This is a genomic window from Stenotrophomonas sp. YJH_SMC_32 (assembly GCF_059369975.1).
This window is the reverse complement of the sequence record NZ_JCAFTE010000001.1, coordinates 267,869-286,739: the sequence shown is the minus strand read 5'-3', so window position 1 is coordinate 286,739 and position 18,871 is coordinate 267,869. Positions and strand designations below refer to the sequence as shown.

The window sequence follows — 18,871 nt, the reverse complement described above, 5'->3', positions numbered from 1 at the left end:
GATTAGATATCCAGAACCTGCGGCTGCTGTGCGGCGTGCGGATGCTCAGTGCCGGCGTAGACCTTGAGCTTGCGGTACATCTGGCGACCCAGCGGGCCCTTCGGCAGCATGCCCTTGACGGCGATCTCGATCACGCGCTCCGGGTGGCGCTCCAGCGCCTGGGCCAGGGACTCGGTCTTCAGGTTGCCGATGTAACCGGTGAAACGGTGATACATCTTGTCCTGCAGCTTCTTGCCGGTGACGGCAATCTTTTCTGCATTGATGACGACCAGGTAGTCGCCGGTATCAACGTGCGGGGTGTAGACCGGCTTGTGCTTGCCACGCAGACGGCGGGCCAGCTCGGTGGCGAGACGGCCCAGGGTCTTGCCCTCGGCGTCGACGAGGTACCAGTCGCGCTGGACGGTCTCGTTCTTGGCAGTGAAAGTGCTCATGAAGAACTCTATGTTAGGTCGGGCTCATTGCGGCGAACGGCTCGCCGGAACTCTGCCACGCGTTGTGAAAGGTGAAGCGTAAGAGGCGGGATTGTACGCAGGTCAAGCCCCCGGTGCAAGCCGGCCATGTCCCGGGTTGGCAGGGGGCCGGAGCCGGGGGAGAATCGAGGGGTCTTCCGTCCCACCGCGTACCGCCATGACCGTGCTCCGCCAGACCACACCGCTGGACCATCTGCTGACCGAAGCGCAGCGCGCCTTGGACACGGTGTTCGGCAACCCGCCGGCAGCCCGCCCCTACCCGGCCGCGGACACCAGCGAGCCGGGCATGGACAACGCTGAACGCCGCCACGCGGCCGGGCTGATGCGGATCAACCACGTCGGCGAAGTCTGCGCACAGGGCCTGTATTTCGGGCAGGCCGCCGTGGCCCGCGACCCTGCCACGCGTGAACACCTGCTGGAAGCGGCCCAGGAGGAGACCGACCACCTGGCGTGGTGTGCCACCCGGCTGGGCGAGCTGGACAGCCGCCCGAGCCTGTTCAACCCGCTGTGGTACGCCGGCAGCTACACCATCGGCACCCTGGCCGGGCTGCGCGGCGACGGCTGGAACCTCGGCTTCGTGGTCGAAACCGAGCGCCAGGTGGAAGCCCATCTGGACGAACACCTGGTCGATCTGCCGGCCGGCGACCTGCGCAGCCGTGCGGTCATCGAGGTGATGAAGGAAGACGAAGCCCGCCATGCGGAGCACGCCGAGCAGGCCGGCGCACGCCGCCTGCCGTTCCCGATCCCGGGCGTGATGGCGCTGGCCTCCAGGGTGATGAAGACCATCGCCTACCGCATCTGAAGGGTCGCCCGCACCAACGGTGCGGGCCTACCAGGAGGTGCGGGGGGCGACGGTGGGGGCCCGACCGTTGGTCGGGCCATCAATCAGTTGGGCGAGACCAGCTTCAAGCCGATCACGCCGGCCACGATCAGGCCCACGCAGGCCAGGCGGGCCGGCGACGCACTGTCATTGAACAGGTAGATGCCGAGCACAGCCACGCCCATGGCACCGATGCCGGTCCAGATCGCGTAGGCCGTACCGACCGGGATGCTCTTCATCGCCTGGCTCATCAGGTACAGGCTGATCAGGGCCGATACCACCGTGGCAACGGTGGGCAGGGGTTTGCTGAAGCCTTCGGAGTACTTCATTCCGAGGGCGAAACCGATCTCGAACAGGCCGGCCAGCAGCAGGTAGATCCAGGGCATGGGTGGGGGCTCCTTACCTTTTTTGAGAAAAACGAAACGGCCCGGTGTTTTCACACCGGGCCGTGGGTCGGTACATCACCGTGGAACTGTAACGCGTGCGGGGCACTGGTTCCACGGGGCGGGTCGTCCCGCCTGGGTGGCGATGCCTGCGGGCATCGCACATGGGGCTTACTCGGACAGGTTCCGGCCGTGGAACAGCTCTTCGATCTCGCGCTTGAGCAGCGCTTCGATCTTCATGCGTTCCTTGAACGACAGGTTCTTGGCCTTTTCCTCGAACAGGTACTGGTCCAGGTCGAAGTCCTTCAGGTGCATCTTCGTGTGGAAGATGTTCTCCTGGTAGACGTTGACGTCGAACATCTCGTAACGCGACTTGATGTTCTTGGCCAGGAAGTTCTGGATCGAGTTGATCTTGTGGTCGATGAAGTGCTTCTTGCCCTTCACATCGCGGGTGAAGCCACGGACGCGGTAGTCCATGATCACGATGTCCGACTCGAGGCTCTCGATCAGGTAGTTCAGGGCCTTCAGCGGGGAAATGACGCCACAGGTGGCCACGTCGATGTCCGCGCGGAACGTGGCGATACCTTCCTGCGGATGGGTTTCCGGGTAGGTATGGACCGTGATGTGGCTCTTGTCCATGTGCGCGACCACGGCGTCGGAGATCAGCTCCTTGCCGGCCAGCTTCTTGTCGATCACCGGTTCTTCGGAGATCAGGATGGTCACCGAGGCACCCTGCGGATCGTAGTCCTGGCGGGCCACGTTCAGGATGTTGGCGCCGATGATCTCGGCGACATCGGTCAAGATCTGAGTCAGCCTGTCGGCGTTGTACTCTTCATCGATGTATTCAATGTAACGCTGACGCTCCTCTTCGGTGCGCGCGTAACACACGTCATAGATGTTGAAGCTCAGCGCCTTGGTGAGGTTGTTGAAACCCTGCAGCCTCAGGCGAGGCAACGGCTTGACCACGGCGGTCGATTCCTGTGTAAGAAGGGAAAGGGGGAATTATGGGGCAAACTGCCCCCGGGGGGAACGTGAAGACGCAAGAGTTCTGGCACACTGTTTGCCCTTAACAATTGCGCTGGTTAAGCTCCGCTATCGACCCCGTGAATCCGTTCATGCGCAGAGGGAGCGCTCCTATCGTGTCAACCGTGCGCCTAGCTAGCAGTCCACTGGCCCTGGATATCGCCACAATCGATCGTTTCCTGGCGCACAGCCACAGGCGGCGATATCCCACCCGTACCGACGTCTTCCGGCCCGGAGACCCGGCGGGAACCCTGTATTACGTCATCAGCGGCTCGGTTTCGATCATGGCCGAGGAAGATGACGATCGCGAGCTTGTGCTGGGCTACTTCGGTGCCGGCGAGTTCGTCGGCGAGATGGGCCTGTTCGTCGAATCGGACCGCCGGGAGGTGATCCTGCGGACCCGTACCGCCTGCGAGCTGGCTGAAATCAGCTACGAGCGCCTGCATCAGCTGTTCCTCGGCCCGCTGTCGGCCGATGCCCCGCGCCTGCTGTACGCGCTGGGCCAGCAGATTTCCAAGCGCCTGCTCGACACCAGCCGCAAGGCCAGCCGCCTGGCATTCCTGGACGTGACCGACCGGATCGTGCGCACCCTGCACGACCTGGCGCAGGAACCGGAGGCGATGAGCCACCCGCAGGGCAGCCAGCTGCGCGTATCGCGACAGGAACTGGCGCGACTGGTCGGCTGCTCGCGCGAAATGGCCGGCCGCGTGCTGAAGAAACTGCAGACCGACGGCCTGCTGCATGCCCGCGGCAAGACCGTGGTGCTGTACGGCACCCGTTGATTGCAAGGCAACCCAAGGCTGCCGAGCCATCCTGTAGAGCCGAGCCGACGCTCGGCTGCTGTCCGTCGAAGGCAGCCGCGCATGGGTTCAGCTCTACACGGCCCCTGCGCGGCCCGCTGGGCTAGGCTCGGTGCATGGAGCTGAGCAGCGAATTCTGGTGGTTCATCCTCATCGGCCTCGGCGCACAGCTGGTGGACGGTGCATTGGGCATGGCGTTCGGCCTGGTGTCCTCGTCGGTGATGCTGAGCATGGGCCTGCCCCCGGCGCAGGTCAGCGCCAGCATCCACACCGCTGAAGTGTTCACCACGGGCGCCTCGGGGGTGTCGCACCTCGCAGCCGGAAATGTCGATAAACGCCTGTTCCTGCGCCTGGCCCTGCCCGGCGCAGTGGGTGGTGCCGTGGGCGCGTACGTGCTCACGCAGATCCCGGGCGAGATCATCCGGCCACTGATCTACCTGTACCTGCTGGTGCTGGCGATCATCATCCTCGCCCGCGCCGCTGGGCGCTGGATGCCCAAGGGCGAGATCCGCCGGGTGCCGGTGCTGGGCTTCTTCGCCGGCCTGCTCGACGCCAGCGGCGGCGGTGGCTGGGGGCCGATCGCCACGTCCACCCTGCTCGCCCGCGGCGGCCAGGCGCGCACCACCATCGGAACAGTCAACGCAGCCGAGTTCGTGGTCACGTTGACGGTGTCAGCGACCTTCCTGTTGTCGATGGGCGTGCAGCACCTGCAGATCGTTGCCGGCCTGCTGATCGGCGGCATGATGGCCGCTCCGGTGGCAGCAATCCTGGTCAAGCGGGTGAAGGAGCGCTGGGTGCTGGTGGCCGTGGGCGTGCTGGTACTGGGCATCAGCCTGTTCCAGATCGGGCATGCGGTGTACGGGCACCTGGGGCGCTGAGCGCTTGCCGGCCAGCGGCCGGCACTACCGGAACGGAGAAGGGTCGGCACAACCGCGACGGAGAAGGGTAGCGCCGGCCGCTGGCCGGCAGATCCGTCATCGTGCGATGGGGTCAGAACCCCCATGGGATCTGGCCCCGGGCTACGCCTTGTCGCCGCCGCGATCCACGCATCCCCAGTTGAGGATGCGGGTGCCGGCCGGCAGCACGCGGCGGAAGAACGCCACCCGCCCCGGCTTCGGGTTCACCACCACCGGCGCCTTGGCCGCCAGCAGCAGCGGCAGGTCGGCGGTGCTGTCGGAATAGGCGATATCGATGTCGCCATAGCCGCGTTCGCGCAGCATGCGCATCTTCTCTTCGTTGTGGCAGTGACGGGTGGGACCGACGCCGCCCAGCCGCGGGCCGACCTCGGTGCCGATCACCGGCACATCCTGATGGGCCACGAAGGCCAGGATCGCGCGGGCCAGCTCCGGCGGCGCGCCGGTGGCAACCACCACGCGATCGCCTTTGGCGCGGTGCGCGGCGAACACTTCCAGCGCCTGCGGCAGCAGCTTGGCGCGCATCTGCGCCTGGTTGCGCAGCACGTAGGCGTCGATCACCTTGTTGAAATCGCGCGCACGGTGCAGGCCGAAGCTGCCGATCCACACATAGACCGAGATGCCCGCGCGACGGGTCGGCAGCATCGCCACCATCGGCCCGGCGATCGGCGTGACCAACAGCGCCGCCAGCATGCGCAGCGGGTTGCGCTTGATCAGCGAGGCGAACAGGTGGGTACCCGAATCGCCGTCGTAGAGGGTGTGGTCGAAGTCGAAGACCACCAGCGGCGCATCCTCGCGCGGCGTCGGATAGTGCGTTGTCATGTTGCGAAGAATAGCTGACGCAGGCCCTCGCCCGGCTCTTCCACGCGCATGAAGGCCTCGCCGACCAGGAAGGCATGGATGCCGGCGTCGCGCATCAGCGCCACGTCCTGCGGGCCGAGGATGCCGCTTTCGGTGACCAGCAGGCGGTCACGCGGCACCGCCTGCTGCATATCCAGCGTGGTCTGCAGCGACACCTCGAAGGTGCGCAGGTTGCGGTTGTTGATGCCGATCATCGGCGCCGGCACCTGCAGTGCGCGCTCCAGTTCGTCGATGTCGTGCACTTCCACCAGCACGTCCATGCCCAGCGACAGCGCCAGTTCCGACAGCGTGGCCAGCTGGGTGTCGTCCAGCGCGGCGACGATCAGCAGGATGCAGTCGGCGCCCAGCACGCGTGCCTCGTACACCTGGTAGGCGTCGATCACGAAGTCCTTGCGCAGCACCGGCAGCGTGCAGGCTTCACGGGCCTGCTGCAGGTAGGTATCGGCGCCCTGGAAGAAGTCCACGTCGGTCAGCACCGAAAGGCAGCTGGCACCACCGAACTCGTAGCTGACCGCGATATCCGCCGGTCGGAAGTCGGGGCGGATGACGCCCTTGGACGGGCTGGCCTTCTTCACCTCGGCAATCACCGCCGGGTCGCCGTTGGCCACGGCCGCCTGCAACGCGCGTACGAAGCCACGTACCGGCGGGGCGCTGGCCACGGCGGCCTGCAGCTCCTCGAGCGGGCGCTGGGCGCGGCGCTGGGCCACTTCTTCGGCCTTGCGGGCCAGGATCGTCTGCAGGATGTCGCTCATCGTCTTCGATTCGGTGCGGGGGCGCTGAGGACGGCCATTATCGGCCATCGATGGGGTCAGGCTGAACCGCGCGCTCAGGCAACCAGCGCGCGGGTGGTCTCCACATACTGCTGCAGGCGCTGGCGGGCGCTGCCATTGGCGATGGCAGCGCGGGCGCGGGCCAGGCCATCACCGATGTCGCTGGCCACGCCGGCCACGTACAGCGCGGCGCCGGCATTGAGCGCGACGATGTCCAGCGCCGGGCCGGGCTCGTTGTCCAGCACCGCGCGCAGCATCTGGATGGACTGCTCCGGGCTGTCCACGCGCAGGTTACGGCTGGCCGACATGGCGATGCCGAAGTCCTCCGGGTGGATCTCGTACTCGCGCACCTTGCCGTCGCGCAGCTCGCCCACCAGGGTGCCGGCGCCCAGCGAGATCTCATCCATGTTGTCGCGGCCCCAGACCACCATGGCGCGCTCGGTGCCCAGCTCGCGCAGCACGCGCGCCTGGATACCCACCAGATCAGGATGGAACACGCCCATCAGCACCGACGGCGCGCTGGCGGGGTTGGTCAGCGGACCAAGGATGTTGAAGATGGTGCGCACCCCCATCTCGCGGCGGACCGGCGCGACGACCTTCATCGACGGATGATGGATCGGCGCGAACATGAAGCCGATACCGGTCTGCTCGATGGCAGCGGCCACCTGCGCTGGCTGCAGCTCGATGGCCGCCCCCAGCGCCTCGACCGCATCGGCGCTGCCGGACTTGGACGACACGCTGCGGTTGCCATGCTTGGCCACGCGCGCACCGGCCGCAGCCGCCACGAACATCGCGCAGGTGGAGATGTTGAAGGTGTGCGAGCCATCGCCGCCGGTGCCGACGATGTCGACCAGGTGGGTGCTGTCGACCACCGGCACCGCCAGCGCGAATTCGCGCATGACCGTGGCGGCGGCGGCGATCTCGTCGATGGTTTCCTTCTTCACCCGCAGGCCGGTGAGGATGGCGGCGGTCATCATCGGCGACACGTCGCCGCGCATGATCTGCCGCATCAGGTCGACCATCTCGTCGAAGAAGATCTCGCGGTGCTCGATGGTGCGTTGCAGGGCTTCCTGGGGGGAGAAGCTCATGGGAATGCTCCTTGGATCAGGCCGCCGGGCGCTGCAGGAAATTGCGCAGCAGGGCGTGGCCGTGTTCGGTGAGGATGGATTCGGGGTGGAACTGCACGCCTTCCACCGGGAACTGGCGGTGGCGCAGGCCCATGATCTCTTCGATCGAGCCGTCCTCGTTCTCGGTCCAGGCGGTCACTTCCAGGCAGTCCGGCAGACTGTTCTTGTCCACCACCAGCGAGTGGTAGCGGGTGGCCTGGTAACGGTCCGGCAGGCCGGCGAACACGCCCTTGCCTTCGTGGCGGATCGGCGAGGTCTTGCCGTGCATGATGTTGCCGGCGCGGATCACGGTGCCGCCGTAGACCTGGCCGATGCCCTGGTGGCCCAGGCACACGCCGAGGATCGGCGTGGTCGGGCCCAGCCGCTGGATCAGCTCCAGCGACACGCCCGCTTCGTTGGGGGTGCACGGGCCGGGCGAAATGACGATGCGCTCGGGCTTCTGCGCGGCGATCTCGTCCACGCTCATCGCATCGTTGCGCACCACCTTCACCTCGGCGCCCAGCGTCTGCAGGTACTGCACGAGGTTGTAGGTGAAGCTGTCGTAGTTGTCGATCATCCACAACATGGTCAGGTTCCGTCGCTTATCAGGAAAATGGCGTACACGTTTTCGGTGTAGGTGATGGGGCCGGCTTCGACCGACTCGGGCAGGCGGGAGCCCGTGGTCTCGATGCTGTTCATCGGTGCCTCGGGCGCGGGCGGCGAAGGCGGCGTCACCAGATCCCCACTGCTCGGCCAACTGCCGGCCTGGATGCCATAAGCAAAGTTCGGCGCTACGTCGGAAATGCTGTACAGGCCGCGCAGCCGGGTGCCGTAGGCCTTGGCCAGGCCCTGCGCGGACTGGCGGGTCTGGGCTGCGGCCTCGCCCTTGAGTTCGCGCCGCAACGCCGCTTCGCCCGAGTAGGTCGGCGCCATGCTGCTGACCTGCACGTTCTCGTTGGCCTTCAACGCACCCAGCACGTCCTGCATCGCCTTCACGCTGGCGAAGCTGGCGCGCAGCTGGCGCGACACGCGGGTACCGATGAAGACCTGCCGGTTCTGCTCATAGCGCGTCGCCGGGCCGATCCGCAGGTTGTCCGCACGCACGCTGCCCTCCACCGCCTTGTGCTGCTTGAACAGCGCCAGCACGCGGGCCACGTTGCCCTGCACGCGGCGGCGCGCGGCGTCGGCATCCATGTCGGTCTCTTCGATGTTCAACTGCAGGCCGAAGCGGTCGGGCATCACAGTGCGGGTGCCCTGCCCCTTCACCAGCAGGTGCGGCTGCGAGGGGATGGTGTTGGCCTGCGCCCACGCAGACGGGGCCATCGTGGCCAGCAGCGACGACCACAGCAATGCGCTCAGCAGCTTCATGCGGTACTCCTTGTCTTCAATGGGAACAGCGGAAGATGCCGTGGCGCAGGCCACGGCACGGGGAAACTCACAGGCCCTTGGCGGCCTGGGCGACGGCGCGGAACAGCGCACGGCCCTTGTTCATCGTCTCGTCCCATTCCTTGTCCGGGTCCGAGTCGTAGACGATGCCGGCGCCGGCCTGCACGTACAGGCGGCCATCCTTGATGACCGCAGTGCGGATCGCGATCGCGGTATCGGCATCGCCGTGCCAGCCGATGTAGCCGATGCTGCCGGCGTAGACATTGCGCTTGATCGGTTCCAGTTCGCGGATCACTTCCAGCGCGCGGATCTTTGGCGCGCCGCTGACGGTGCCGGCCGGGAACGTGGCGCGCAGCACGTCGGCATAGCTCAGGCCCGGCTGCAGTTGGCCGGTCACTTCGCTGACGATGTGCATGACATGGCTGTAGCGTTCGATCACGAACTGCTCGCCCACTTCCACGGTACCGGCCTTGGAGACGCGCCCGGCATCGTTGCGGCCGAGGTCGATCAGCATCAGGTGCTCGGCACGTTCCTTCGGGTCGGCCAGCAGCTCGGCTTCCAGTGCCAGGTCCAGCTCGGGCGTGGCGCCACGCGGGCGGGTGCCGGCGATCGGGCGCACGGTCACTTCGCCATCCTGCAAACGCACCAGGATTTCCGGCGAGGAACCAACCACCTGCAGGTCGCCGACATCGAGGAAATACATGTACGGCGAGGGATTCAACGCGCGCAGCGCGCGGTACACATCCACCGGGCGCGCCTTGAACGGCACGCTCAGGCGCTGGCTGAGCACCACCTGGAAGATGTCACCGGCGCGGATGTATTCCTTGCTGCGCTGAACCGCATCGACGAAGCCTTCGCGGGTGAAGCCGGAGACGAAATCCGATTCGTCCAGCACGTCGCTGTTGAGCGGCGCCGGATAGCCGGCACCCGGCGCACGCAGCTTCGCAGTCAGGGCATCCAGTCGCGCCTGCGCCTGCTCGAAGGCACCGCCGACACGCGGGTCGGCGTGCACGATCAGGTACAGCCGGCCCTTGAGATTGTCAAATACCGCCAGCTCGTTGGAGTCCAGCAGCAGGATGTCCGGCGTGCCCAGCTCATCACGGCCAGCCGGCGGGGCCAGGCGCGGCTCGATGTAGCCGATGCATTCGAAGCCGAACCAGCCGACCAGGCCGCCGGTGAAGCCCGGCAGGCCTTCCAGCTTGGGCACCGAGTGGGCGCTGCGCAGCGCCTCGACTTCGGCGAAGGGATCGGCTACCTCGCGGGTGTCCACCACCTGGCCGTCTTCGCGCACGGTCAGCGTATGGCCGTGGAAGGCATACACGCGGCGCGCCGGCAGGCCGATGATCGAGTAACGACCAAAGCGCTCGCCGCCTTCGACGGATTCAAACAGGTAGGTATTGGGGCCGTCGGCGAGCTTCAGATAGACCGAAAGCGGCGTGTCCAGGTCGGACAGCACTTCGCGGACGACGGGAATGTGGGTGTGGCCTTCAGCGGCCTGCTGCTGAAACTGAGCGTGCGAGTTCAAGACGACTTTCCTTCCGGGACACAGCGTTATGGGGGCGGACGACGGCAACGGGCCACCATCGCCACCAACGGCGTGCGGAAGAAAGAGTATGCGGGGTCGTCAGGCTGGACACCCTTTGACTGTATCGCAGGATCGGCGGGAGGGGAACCCCGCCCTCGCTACCCCATGCGTCGCGCCTGCTCCTGCGACTCCTCCACCTGCTGCTGGGCCAGCCCGGCGTCCAGGGCGGCGGCGCGGCCGGCGTTGAGGGCGTCGACCTGGGCCGTGCTCACGGCCAGCGGCTGGGCCATGCCCTGGGCCACCTCGACATGGGCATGGCGTCGGTGCGGGGCATTGAGGTCGGCGGTGTCGACAGCGAACACCCGGGCGCGGTCGTCACTGAGAACCACATGGGAGATGGACTGCAGGCCTTCGCGGTTGGCTTGGGCGGCCAGCGCACCGGCCAGCTGGTCGCTCTGCAGGTCGGGCACGCGGTTGTGGGCGCGGTCCAGGGCGTGGACGCCGGCCTGGGCGCCGAGGAACAGGCTATTGCCGGCGTGGGCAGGATGATCGATGCCGATCGCAGGTTTGCCAGGCTCCGTGGTGCTGCCGGCCTGTCGGCCGTCAGCGGCGGGCGCGATGCTCGCCTGCTGCCCGATCAGCGTGCGCGCGGCGGCTTCCTGCTTGATCAGCGCGGAATCCAGGCTGGGAATGACGGTCGGGTCCATGCCATGACGGGCCGTCGCCTCGCTGAAGGCCGCGCCGATGCCACGGACCACGCGTGCGGACTGGTCCAGGTTGCGCAGCTTCACGATGTCCTGCGGCAGGTTGCCGGTAGGCACATGTGTTGCGGCCGCTGTTCCGAGGCCCGCTGTTGCACCGCCCACGGTGGCCAGCGTAACCGGTGCGGTGGCGGTGATGCCCTTCACGTGGGATGCCACAAGGTCATAGCCGCGATCCACATGCGCGCCCGCCGTGGCAAACCCGTTCTGCAGCTTGCCCGCCACCCATTGCCCATCGTGGTTGATGGCGGTGGCCACGCGCTCGCCCGTCGCGCGGACGCCCGCCGCGTCGGTCTGGGCCTGCTTCGTCGCGTGCTGCGCATGCTGCTCGCCCTGGTCGCGAACGGCCTCAGCCTGCCTGGTCAGCGTGTCGGCCATCTTGTCCATGCCCACATGACCCGCCACCCACGACAGTGCGGACAAGCCACGGGCACCGGCCTGCGAGTGCACCCGGTGTGCGGTGGCTTCGATGCTGCCGGTCAACTCGCGCCCGGAAGCGATCACCGTGCTTGCCGCACGCGTGCTCACCTGCAGGCTGGCCGAACCCATGCTCACTACCTGACCGATGGCCATGCCTTCGGTCTTCAACATGCGCTCGACGCCGTCGCCGGTTCTGTCCAGCACATGGGCAGTGGCAGCGCCGGCCTTTTCGACCTTCTCGCCTACCCGTCGGCCGATGTGCATGCCGGCGGCAGTGGAATGCAGCACAGTGGAAATGGGCCCGGCGAGTTCTGCGACCTGGCTGGGTGCGGCCGTGTCCGGGCGATCGATCAGCGCGCCCTGCGCATCGCGCATCTTGGGTTCGAGCAGCAGTTCAAGGCGCCCCGCCGCTAGCGGAATATCGCGCAGCGCCTGCTGACCCGGTTGGGTCGCCAGCTGTTCGATGAACTGTGCTGCAGAGGTCTGCGCGCCTGGCGGCAGCATCTCGCGCAGCTTCTCGCCGACCACCTTCTGCATGACCGGGTCCTTCAGCACCATGCCCAGTTCGTTGGCCAGCAAGCCGTAGCCGCGACGCTGCTGCTCGCTGAGCCGGTGCATGCCGTTCTGCACATCGTTCAGCACTTCACCGGTGGTCTGGTAGGTGTGCACCGTGTGCTGCGTATCGAAGGTCGGCAGGCCGTTGTCCTTGGCGTACCGCGATGGCGTTGCCGGATGCAGGCCGGCGGCGTTGAACGTGGTGGCGCGTACGCCGGTGACGGCGGAAGCAGCGGAAGCCATGCCGCCGCCGAGAGAGTGGCCGGCTATTTCGAAGCCGCCGGGGATCTGCTGATTCATGACAGATGCCAGGCGCATGGCGCGATCATAGTAATCGCTGCGCATGCCCATGCCCTGCTGACCATTGTTGAGAAAATCCTCGCTCCCGGACTGTCGGCGGCCGGCCGGTGCAGACGGATCAACAATCTCGCCCGTAGAGCCCTTGTAGACAATGACCGGCTTGGCATCTTCGCCCAGAACGTTCTTGTCGGGCAGGTAGATTTCCGCCCGGAACCCCGAACGCGTGGGCTCCAGCAGTTCTTTCAGGTCAGCATTGGAAATATTAAACCCAGCTTTTCGAAGTGCAGCGGGATCACTGCTTGCGCGCGCCCATCCCGCAGGAGGGTTCCCTTCGTGCTTCGCAGACTGATACACATCGGCGGCCAATCCCGACATTTCGCGTGCGTGGTACGTCTCTTGTAGACGATTCGCCTCACTTTCATTTCCACTATCGCGCAGCTGCTGGACGAGCATGTTCTGCTCACGGACTACGCGGGCGCGCGCCTCATTGTCCTGATCACTCATGGCAAACTCCATTGCACTTTGAAATGCCGCTTGCTCTGCGGTAGCTATGGATTACCAGAACCCTTTGCTACTGTCACGCTAGGAGCGGACCAAAAGGAAGAAAATGAACGTCATTCTTCACAACGTGACGACAAAATTCCTCGTAAGCGCAGCATGGATCACACTTTTCCTTGCAACGGGCTGTTCTGCGACTACAGCGACATCAGCTCATGGCGCCGAAGGCTACTTTGAAGGCAATGCTTTACGGCTGGCGATTGCCACCGAAAGAGGGGACGCTGACGCCGTACGTCACATCGTCAAAGAGGAAGGCGTAGATCCGGACAAGACGTTTTCATCGCGCGATGGAATTCCTCTGATCGCATGGCCGCTGCGGGCCCGCAGCATCGGAGGACTGAAAGCCCTTCTCGATCTCGGTGCAGACCCCAACGCCCGCGAGTCCAGGCAGATGAACGGGCAGTTGATCAACTTCGACAACGCGATGGTCTACGCGGCGAAAATGGACGACCCGCGCTATCTCGATCTCTTACTGAAACACGGTGGTGATCCCAATACTCGCAACATCAACAATGAGACGTTGCTGCTGCAGGCGTTTCTCAGCGGAAACCAGTGGAAGAACGTGCAGGTTCTGGTCGAAAACGGGGCCGATGTAAACGAATCCAACTTAAGGAGCCTCGGGAGCGACACCGTCCTGAGCTGGTACACAGGAAGAGGTGGGTTCGACTACGCCTACTGGTTGCTGGAGCACGGCGCAGATCCCACCATCTCCCAGCCTGTACAGGAGGGATCGGGCAAGACTGCGCGTCAACTGATGGTCGAAGACATCTACTGGGAAATCACCACGCCCGACAACCTGCCCTGGCAGAAGAAGTGCCAACAGTGGTTGGCTGACCGCAACATCCCGCGCCCGCCGATGCCCGAACACATCCGCAGGAAGCGCGAGGCCTTCAAGTTCCCGAGCAGGGAAGAAGACATCCCCCTGCTGTAGCCCGCGCCTCAGCGGGCGGAGAGCAGCTCGCAATCCGCCGGCAGGTGCATGCGCACCCGGCCCGCCACGCAGTCGATGCGGAAACGCTGCGCCTGCACCGGCTCGCCGTCCAGGTTCAACGTCAGTGCCTGCGGCGCGTCGATCTGCAGCCACGGCAGCTGTGCGCGGTTCGCCACGCGCTCCAATGCCGCCTCCTTGCCACCGGTCAGCATCTGGCCCAGGGTTGCGGCGACCTCGCCGTCCAGTTCGGGTACCACGGTGAGGTCCAGCAGGCCGTCATCGATCAGCGCCTGCGGGCACAGCTGCTGGCCACCGCCGGCCTGGCGGCCGTTGCCGATGCCCAGGGCGATGAACCCGCCTTCCCAGGCGAAATCCGGACCGGTCAGGCGCGCGGCGATCGGCTCGATGCGGCCCAGCTTGGCGATGCCGGTGATGACATAAGCCAGCCCGCCCAGCATCTTCTTCAGGCCTGCATCAGTTTCCACGGTCACCTGGGTACCGAAGCCGCCACTGGCCAGGTTGGCGCACCACCAGGTCCGCCCGTCGGCGTCCACGCGCAGCAGGTCCACAGCGCGCGCGGAGGCCTGCCCGATCAATGCAAAGGCCTGCTGGGGTTCGGTGGGAATACCGGCGGAAGTGGCGAAATCATTGGCCGTGCCCATCGGCACCAGCGCCAGCGAGGGCAGCGCCTCGGCTGGTTCATCGCGATGGGCCAGGGTTTCGGCCACGGCGCTGAGCGTGCCATCGCCGCCGGCGGCCACGATCACGTCCACGCCATGGTCGATGGCTTCGGCCACGTAACGCTCAGCGTCGCCCTCTTCCCAGGTCACCCGCACTTCCAGCTGTACGCCCTGCTGCCGCCAATGGCCGACGGCACTGCGCAGGTCGTCATCGCCTGCGGATTTGCCGTTAAGGATCATGCGCCAGCGCGGGGTGGTCATGCAGTGCTTCCGGGAGGGGGGACGCCCAAGGCTAGCAGCGCCCGATGTCGGGTCCGGTGAAGCCGGTGAAGCCGTTCAGCCGAGCGGGATGACCGCGACCCTCAAGGGCCGCTCCTCGGTGTACATCGGGCCGTCTGCGTTGGCACCGGCTGCGTCGATGCCATCGTGGTCTTCAAGACACAGGTATCGAGGGTTGTTCCAATCGTCGACCACGATGGCCTGCACAATGCTGCGGACATCCGTCGTTGCCACATGGTGGCAGCCGAATGGCAGATGCCCGTGCTGGGAAGACACCAGGCTGAGGCGCAGCTGGCGCACCTTGGCGTCGTGCCAGCAGTAGAACGTCATGGCGTGGCCTGCGACCTGCGCGGCGCGGTACGCGGCAACCCGGTGAACGAAGGCTACGACTGGTGCAACGTCCAGAAAGGTGTCTGGCGGTGGGGAGAACGCGCAGAGATTCCCTCGTGCCTCCGCAGTGATGCAGCCAGGGTCGATGACCAGTGCATCTTCTGCCGCAAACTGAAACCAGGATTCAAGCAGCGCAACAACATCCGCATCATTTTCCATCGCTCCATTCTAGTGCCCGTGCACGGCTCGCCGCAGGGGCATTGGCGACACCCTGTCATCAGGCTGTCACCGATGGCCCGGAGAATGGAAGGCCATAGCAGGGACGACGGATGGAGGCAGGATCAGCCTCCCACGCATGCAGCGAGGCCACGCCAGTGATTGGCGTGGCTTTTTTTTGGGGGGGGCGGGTACCCAGGGAGTGCGAACCAAGGTTCGCACCCACCGGGTTGCGGTTCGCACCCGCCACACGCCTCACCCGTTGGCGAAATCGTGCAGCGCCTGCCCCTGCAGCCGGTACACGGTCCACTCATCCTGCGGTTTCGCGCCGGCGGCGGTGTAGAACTCGATGGCCGGAGTGTTCCAGTCCAGCACCGACCATTCGAAACGACCGCAACCCTCGGCCACGGCCTGGCGTGCGATGTACTTCAGCAACGCTTTGCCGGCACCGGCACCGCGCTTTTCCTGGCTGACGTACAGGTCTTCCAGGTAGATGCCCTTGCGGCCCAGCCAGGTGGAGTAGTTGTAGAAGTACACCGCATAGCCGATGGCCTCGCCGTCGGCCTCGCAGATCAGCGCGCGGGCGGTGGCGTCGGCGCCGAACAGGCTCTCGGCGATGCCGATCTCATCGGTCTGCACCGAATGCTCGGCCTTCTCGTAGATGGCCAGCTCGCGGATGAAATGCAGGATCAGGCCAGCATCGGCCACGGTGGCCGGGCGAATGTTCAACACGGCCACCGTACTCATGGCTCAGCCCCGTGCCGCAGCGACGTTCGCGCGCATCTGCGCGATCACGTCCTGGTAGCTGGTCCTGGCGTTGAAGATGGCCGAGCCGGCGACGAAGGTATCGGCGCCGGCGGCAGCGATCTCACCGATGTTGTCGGCCTTCACGCCACCGTCGATCTCCAGGCGGATGTCCTTGCCGCTGGCATCGATCATCTTGCGCACCACGCGCAGCTTGTCCAGCGCCGAGGGGATGAAGGCCTGGCCGCCGAAGCCCGGGTTGACCGACATCAGCAGCACCAGATCCAGGTCATCCAGCACCCAGTCGAGGATGTCCACCGGGGTGGCCGGATTGAGCACGATGCCCGGCTTGCAGCCCAGCGAGCGGATCAGCTGGATGGTGCGGTGCACGTGCCGGCTCGCCTCCGGGTGGAAGCTGATGTAGGTGGCACCGGCCTCGGCGAAGTCCGGGATGATGCGGTCCACCGGCTCGACCATCAGGTGCACGTCGATCGGCGCGGTGACGCCGTGCTTGCGCAGGGCCTGGCAGACCATCGGGCCGATGGTCAGGTTCGGCACGTAGTGGTTGTCCATCACGTCGAAGTGGACCCAGTCCGCACCGGCAGCGAGGACGTTGTCGACTTCCTCGCCGAGGCGGGCGAAGTTGGCGGACAGGATGGAGGGGGCGATGAGGCAGTGGGACATGGCCGGGCCTTGCAACGAGGGGAAAGTGGGTCAGCGCTTGCGCAGGGACTTGATGCGGTCGTAGGCGGCATTGATCCGCCGCGACTTCTGCTCGGCCTGCTGCTGCAGCTCGGGGGCGGCGCCGCCAAGCTTGTCGGGGTGGTACTGCGAGATCAGCTTGCGGTAGGCGCGTTCGATCTCGGCATCGGTGGCTTCGGAAGTCAGCCCCAGCTCCCGGTACGGGTTCTCCTTGTTCAGGCGGAACCAGTCCGAATCAAAGGCATGGCCGATCAGCAGGCCGACCACCGCGCCGAACAGCGGATTGGGCCGGAACAGCAGGGCCCCGGCGATGAATCCGAGCAGTTTTCCGTACCAGCGCATGGCGCTCCGGGGTCGACCGACGAAATGGACGCTCATTTTACGTCACAGCGGGCCCGGAGGGCTTTACACTAGGCCGCCCGCTGGTCAGCGGGCCCGCCGGGTCCGTTGGGCAGCCGTATCGACAACGCCCCAGGAGTGCCCGTGCCAACCACGCTGTTGCAATCCGATCTCCCCGGCCTGCCCTTGCGCCACCGCGGCAAGGTGCGTGATGTGTTCGATATCCCGCGCGAGCGGCTGCCTGCAGGGACCCCGCCGGGCGACTACCTGCTGATGGTGGCCACCGATCGCCTGTCGGCGTTCGACGTGGTCCTGCCCGACCCGATCCCGGGCAAGGGCGAGATGCTCTGCCAGGTCTCCAACTTCTGGTTCGCCAAGACTGCGCACCTGATGCCCAACCACCTGACCGGCATCGACGTGGCCAGCGTGCTGCCCGAAGGCGTGGACCCGGCCCTGTACGCCAAGCGCGCGGTGGTCACCCGCAAGCTGAAGCCGGTGCCGGTGGAAGCGATCGCCCGCGGCTACCTGATCGGCAGCGGCTGGAAGGATTACCAGCGCACCGGCAAGGTCAGCGGCATCGACCTGCCCGATGGCCTGCGCCAGGCCGAACAGCTGCCCGAGCCGATCTTCACGCCCTCGACCAAGGCCGCGGTCGGCGACCATGACGAGAACATCGATTTCGACGCGATGGTGAAGCAGGTCGGTGCGGAACTGGCCGAGCGGGTGCGCGACGCCACCCTGCGCATCTACAAGTTCGCCGCCGATTACGCCCGCGAGCGCGGCATCATCCTGGCCGACACCAAGTTCGAGTTCGGTACCGACGCCGATGGCCGGCTGTACATCATGGACGAGATGCTGACGCCGGATTCCTCGCGTTACTGGCCGGCCGACGAGTACGAAGTGGGCACCAGCCCGCCGAGCTACGACAAGCAGTTCGTGCGCGATTACCTGGAGACGCTGGACTGGGGCAAGACCGCCCCGGGTCCGAACATCCCGGCCGACATCATCGAGCGCACCCGCGCCAAGTACGCTGAGGCGCTGCAGCGCCTGGCCGGGATCAGCGTCGACTGACCCGCCTGCGCCCCCGGCCGGAAAGGCTGGGGGCGCGTTCGGTAGTGCCGGCCGCTGGCCGGCAACGTCGACGAACACCTGCAGCCAGGCATGGCCTGGCTCTACTGACGGGCCCGGCGGGAGTATGCTGGCCGCATGCAGACATCCACCCAGCTTGCGCGGCCGATCGACCGCTATTTCGCCAGCTACTCCGACGACCACCGCAACGTGATCAACCAGCGCATCCACGTGGTGGCGGTGCCGGCGATCCTGTGGTCGGTGGTGGCCCTGCTGTGGTGCCTGCCGCCGCTGATCACCTGGTTCCAGTACGGCATCTGGTCGGCGTTCGCGATGTTCAGCGCCTGGTGCTTCTACAACAAGCTGTCGCGCCCCCTGGGCATCGGCATGCTCGTCCAGTTCTTCGTGTTCGGCTGCCTGTGCCGCCTGCTGGAGGCCGAGATCGGCCTGCATGCGCTGCGCTGGCTGGCGGTGGGCGTGTTCGTGGTGGCCTGGATCGCGCAGTTCATCGGCCACACGTTCGAGGGTCGCAAGCCCAGCTTCCTGACCGACCTGACCTACCTGCTGATCGGCCCGGCCTGGGTGATGGCCAAGTTCTATCGCAAGCTCGACTGGCGCTACTGATCGCGGGCGGCCGACAGCGGCCGTCGTTTCCTGAACGGGCGAATTCCATCACCCACACTCCACGGCGGCCCTGCCAGCCTGCGCCGGTGACTCGCTCCCCGCTTCCCGTCCGTTGACGGCAGCCCCTGTGCGACAGGGCCTGCGGTCTCCCTGCGTGGGCGTAGGGTGTCCCCGAGAGCAACCCGGGAGGGACCGCAGGAACGTGATGTTGCGCCGCAGAAAAAATGAATCAGCGAACGTTACATGCAATTGATCGCTGTTCGATGGGTTTCGGCGACATTTCGCAGCCTGTTATTCTCCCTGACC

21 protein-coding genes are annotated in these 18,871 nt (G+C 66.0%); 6 read left to right on the top strand and 15 right to left on the bottom strand.

Going from position 1 to position 18,871, the window contains the following annotated elements:
- Positions 1 to 2: 2 nt before the first annotated feature.
- Positions 3 to 431: a 50S ribosomal protein L13 gene (gene rplM, locus AC5P7S_RS01315; RefSeq protein WP_005414692.1), complete on the bottom strand. Its 429-nt coding sequence runs from the start codon at positions 429 to 431 to the stop codon at positions 3 to 5.
- Positions 432 to 627: 196 nt separating this feature from the next.
- Between rplM and coq7 the strand changes: the two genes are divergently transcribed.
- Complete coding sequence (coq7, locus tag AC5P7S_RS01310) at positions 628 to 1,272, top strand: 2-polyprenyl-3-methyl-6-methoxy-1,4-benzoquinone monooxygenase (RefSeq protein ID WP_005419813.1); 645 nt, start codon at positions 628 to 630, stop codon at positions 1,270 to 1,272.
- Between the two features lie 83 nt (positions 1,273 to 1,355).
- Here the strand turns inward: coq7 and AC5P7S_RS01305 are convergent, their stop codons facing one another.
- Together AC5P7S_RS01305 and speD are read right to left on the bottom strand one after the other, a co-directional pair.
- Complete coding sequence (locus AC5P7S_RS01305) at positions 1,356 to 1,676, bottom strand: DMT family transporter (protein WP_005419816.1); 321 nt, start codon at positions 1,674 to 1,676, stop codon at positions 1,356 to 1,358.
- A 168-nt stretch (positions 1,677 to 1,844) separates the two neighbouring features.
- Positions 1,845 to 2,639 (bottom strand): adenosylmethionine decarboxylase, encoded by a 795-nt coding sequence (gene speD, locus AC5P7S_RS01300; RefSeq protein WP_005411315.1) that lies wholly within the window; start codon positions 2,637 to 2,639, stop codon positions 1,845 to 1,847.
- A gap of 149 nt (positions 2,640 to 2,788) precedes the next feature.
- Here speD and crp point away from each other — a divergent pair, with 149 nt between their 5' ends.
- Positions 2,789 to 3,478 carry a cAMP-activated global transcriptional regulator CRP gene (gene crp, locus AC5P7S_RS01295; protein ID WP_010482649.1) on the top strand — a complete coding sequence of 230 codons (690 nt, stop codon included), beginning with the start codon at positions 2,789 to 2,791 and terminating at the stop codon, positions 3,476 to 3,478.
- Between the two features lie 134 nt (positions 3,479 to 3,612).
- Positions 3,613 to 4,374, top strand: a complete 762-nt coding sequence (locus tag AC5P7S_RS01290; protein WP_095378398.1) for a sulfite exporter TauE/SafE family protein — start codon at positions 3,613 to 3,615, stop codon at positions 4,372 to 4,374.
- 141 nt (positions 4,375 to 4,515) lie between these two features.
- Here AC5P7S_RS01290 and AC5P7S_RS01285 read toward each other — a convergent pair whose 3' ends face one another.
- From AC5P7S_RS01285 to AC5P7S_RS01255, 7 genes are all read right to left on the bottom strand, one after another.
- The gene (locus tag AC5P7S_RS01285; protein WP_005419826.1) at positions 4,516 to 5,232 is read right to left on the bottom strand and encodes a haloacid dehalogenase-like hydrolase; all 717 of its coding nucleotides are present in this window, start codon (positions 5,230 to 5,232) and stop codon (positions 4,516 to 4,518) included.
- A complete protein-coding gene (trpC, locus tag AC5P7S_RS01280) occupies positions 5,229 to 6,023 on the bottom strand; it encodes an indole-3-glycerol phosphate synthase TrpC (RefSeq protein WP_005419828.1) in 795 nt (264 codons plus the stop codon). The genes AC5P7S_RS01285 and trpC overlap by 4 nt, the downstream gene beginning before the upstream one ends.
- 74 nt (positions 6,024 to 6,097) lie before the next feature.
- Positions 6,098 to 7,129: an anthranilate phosphoribosyltransferase gene (gene trpD / locus AC5P7S_RS01275; RefSeq protein ID WP_005419829.1), complete on the bottom strand. Its 1,032-nt coding sequence runs from the start codon at positions 7,127 to 7,129 to the stop codon at positions 6,098 to 6,100.
- 16 nt (positions 7,130 to 7,145) lie between these two features.
- Entirely contained in the window at positions 7,146 to 7,733 is a 588-nt protein-coding gene (locus AC5P7S_RS01270; protein ID WP_005419831.1) for an anthranilate synthase component II, read from the bottom strand.
- Positions 7,734 to 7,735: 2 nt separating this feature from the next.
- Positions 7,736 to 8,515, bottom strand: a complete 780-nt coding sequence (locus tag AC5P7S_RS01265; RefSeq protein ID WP_053497688.1) for an SIMPL domain-containing protein — start codon at positions 8,513 to 8,515, stop codon at positions 7,736 to 7,738.
- 67 nt (positions 8,516 to 8,582) lie between these two features.
- Positions 8,583 to 10,058 (bottom strand): anthranilate synthase component I, encoded by a 1,476-nt coding sequence (gene trpE, locus AC5P7S_RS01260; protein WP_095378397.1) that lies wholly within the window; start codon positions 10,056 to 10,058, stop codon positions 8,583 to 8,585.
- Between the two features lie 158 nt (positions 10,059 to 10,216).
- A complete protein-coding gene (locus AC5P7S_RS01255) occupies positions 10,217 to 12,469 on the bottom strand; it encodes a Tle-like phospholipase domain-containing protein (RefSeq protein WP_495213590.1) in 2,253 nt (750 codons plus the stop codon).
- 232 nt (positions 12,470 to 12,701) lie between these two features.
- Between AC5P7S_RS01255 and AC5P7S_RS01250 the strand changes: the two genes are divergently transcribed.
- Positions 12,702 to 13,583, top strand: a complete 882-nt coding sequence (locus AC5P7S_RS01250; RefSeq protein ID WP_242441373.1) for an ankyrin repeat domain-containing protein — start codon at positions 12,702 to 12,704, stop codon at positions 13,581 to 13,583.
- 8 nt (positions 13,584 to 13,591) lie between these two features.
- On the opposite strand, the gene yegS is transcribed toward AC5P7S_RS01250, so the two are convergent.
- The 5 genes from yegS to AC5P7S_RS01225 form a co-directional block, all read right to left on the bottom strand.
- Positions 13,592 to 14,524, bottom strand: a complete 933-nt coding sequence (yegS, locus tag AC5P7S_RS01245) for a lipid kinase YegS (protein WP_095378395.1) — start codon at positions 14,522 to 14,524, stop codon at positions 13,592 to 13,594.
- A 75-nt stretch (positions 14,525 to 14,599) separates the two neighbouring features.
- Entirely contained in the window at positions 14,600 to 15,091 is a 492-nt protein-coding gene (locus AC5P7S_RS01240; RefSeq protein ID WP_005419839.1) for a hypothetical protein, read from the bottom strand.
- A gap of 252 nt (positions 15,092 to 15,343) precedes the next feature.
- Positions 15,344 to 15,826 (bottom strand): GNAT family N-acetyltransferase, encoded by a 483-nt coding sequence (locus AC5P7S_RS01235; RefSeq protein ID WP_065178874.1) that lies wholly within the window; start codon positions 15,824 to 15,826, stop codon positions 15,344 to 15,346.
- Positions 15,827 to 15,838: 12 nt separating this feature from the next.
- Positions 15,839 to 16,516 carry a ribulose-phosphate 3-epimerase gene (rpe, locus tag AC5P7S_RS01230; RefSeq protein ID WP_005419843.1) on the bottom strand — a complete coding sequence of 226 codons (678 nt, stop codon included), beginning with the start codon at positions 16,514 to 16,516 and terminating at the stop codon, positions 15,839 to 15,841.
- Positions 16,517 to 16,546: 30 nt separating this feature from the next.
- A complete protein-coding gene (locus tag AC5P7S_RS01225) occupies positions 16,547 to 16,876 on the bottom strand; it encodes a J domain-containing protein (protein WP_005419845.1) in 330 nt (109 codons plus the stop codon).
- A 141-nt stretch (positions 16,877 to 17,017) separates the two neighbouring features.
- Here AC5P7S_RS01225 and AC5P7S_RS01220 point away from each other — a divergent pair, with 141 nt between their 5' ends.
- Positions 17,018 to 17,944, top strand: coding sequence for a phosphoribosylaminoimidazolesuccinocarboxamide synthase (locus AC5P7S_RS01220; protein ID WP_032954595.1), 927 nt, complete (start codon positions 17,018 to 17,020; stop codon positions 17,942 to 17,944).
- Between the two features lie 135 nt (positions 17,945 to 18,079).
- The gene (locus AC5P7S_RS01215; protein ID WP_005419852.1) at positions 18,080 to 18,565 is read left to right on the top strand and encodes an Mpo1 family 2-hydroxy fatty acid dioxygenase; all 486 of its coding nucleotides are present in this window, start codon (positions 18,080 to 18,082) and stop codon (positions 18,563 to 18,565) included.
- Positions 18,566 to 18,871 lie beyond the last annotated feature (306 nt).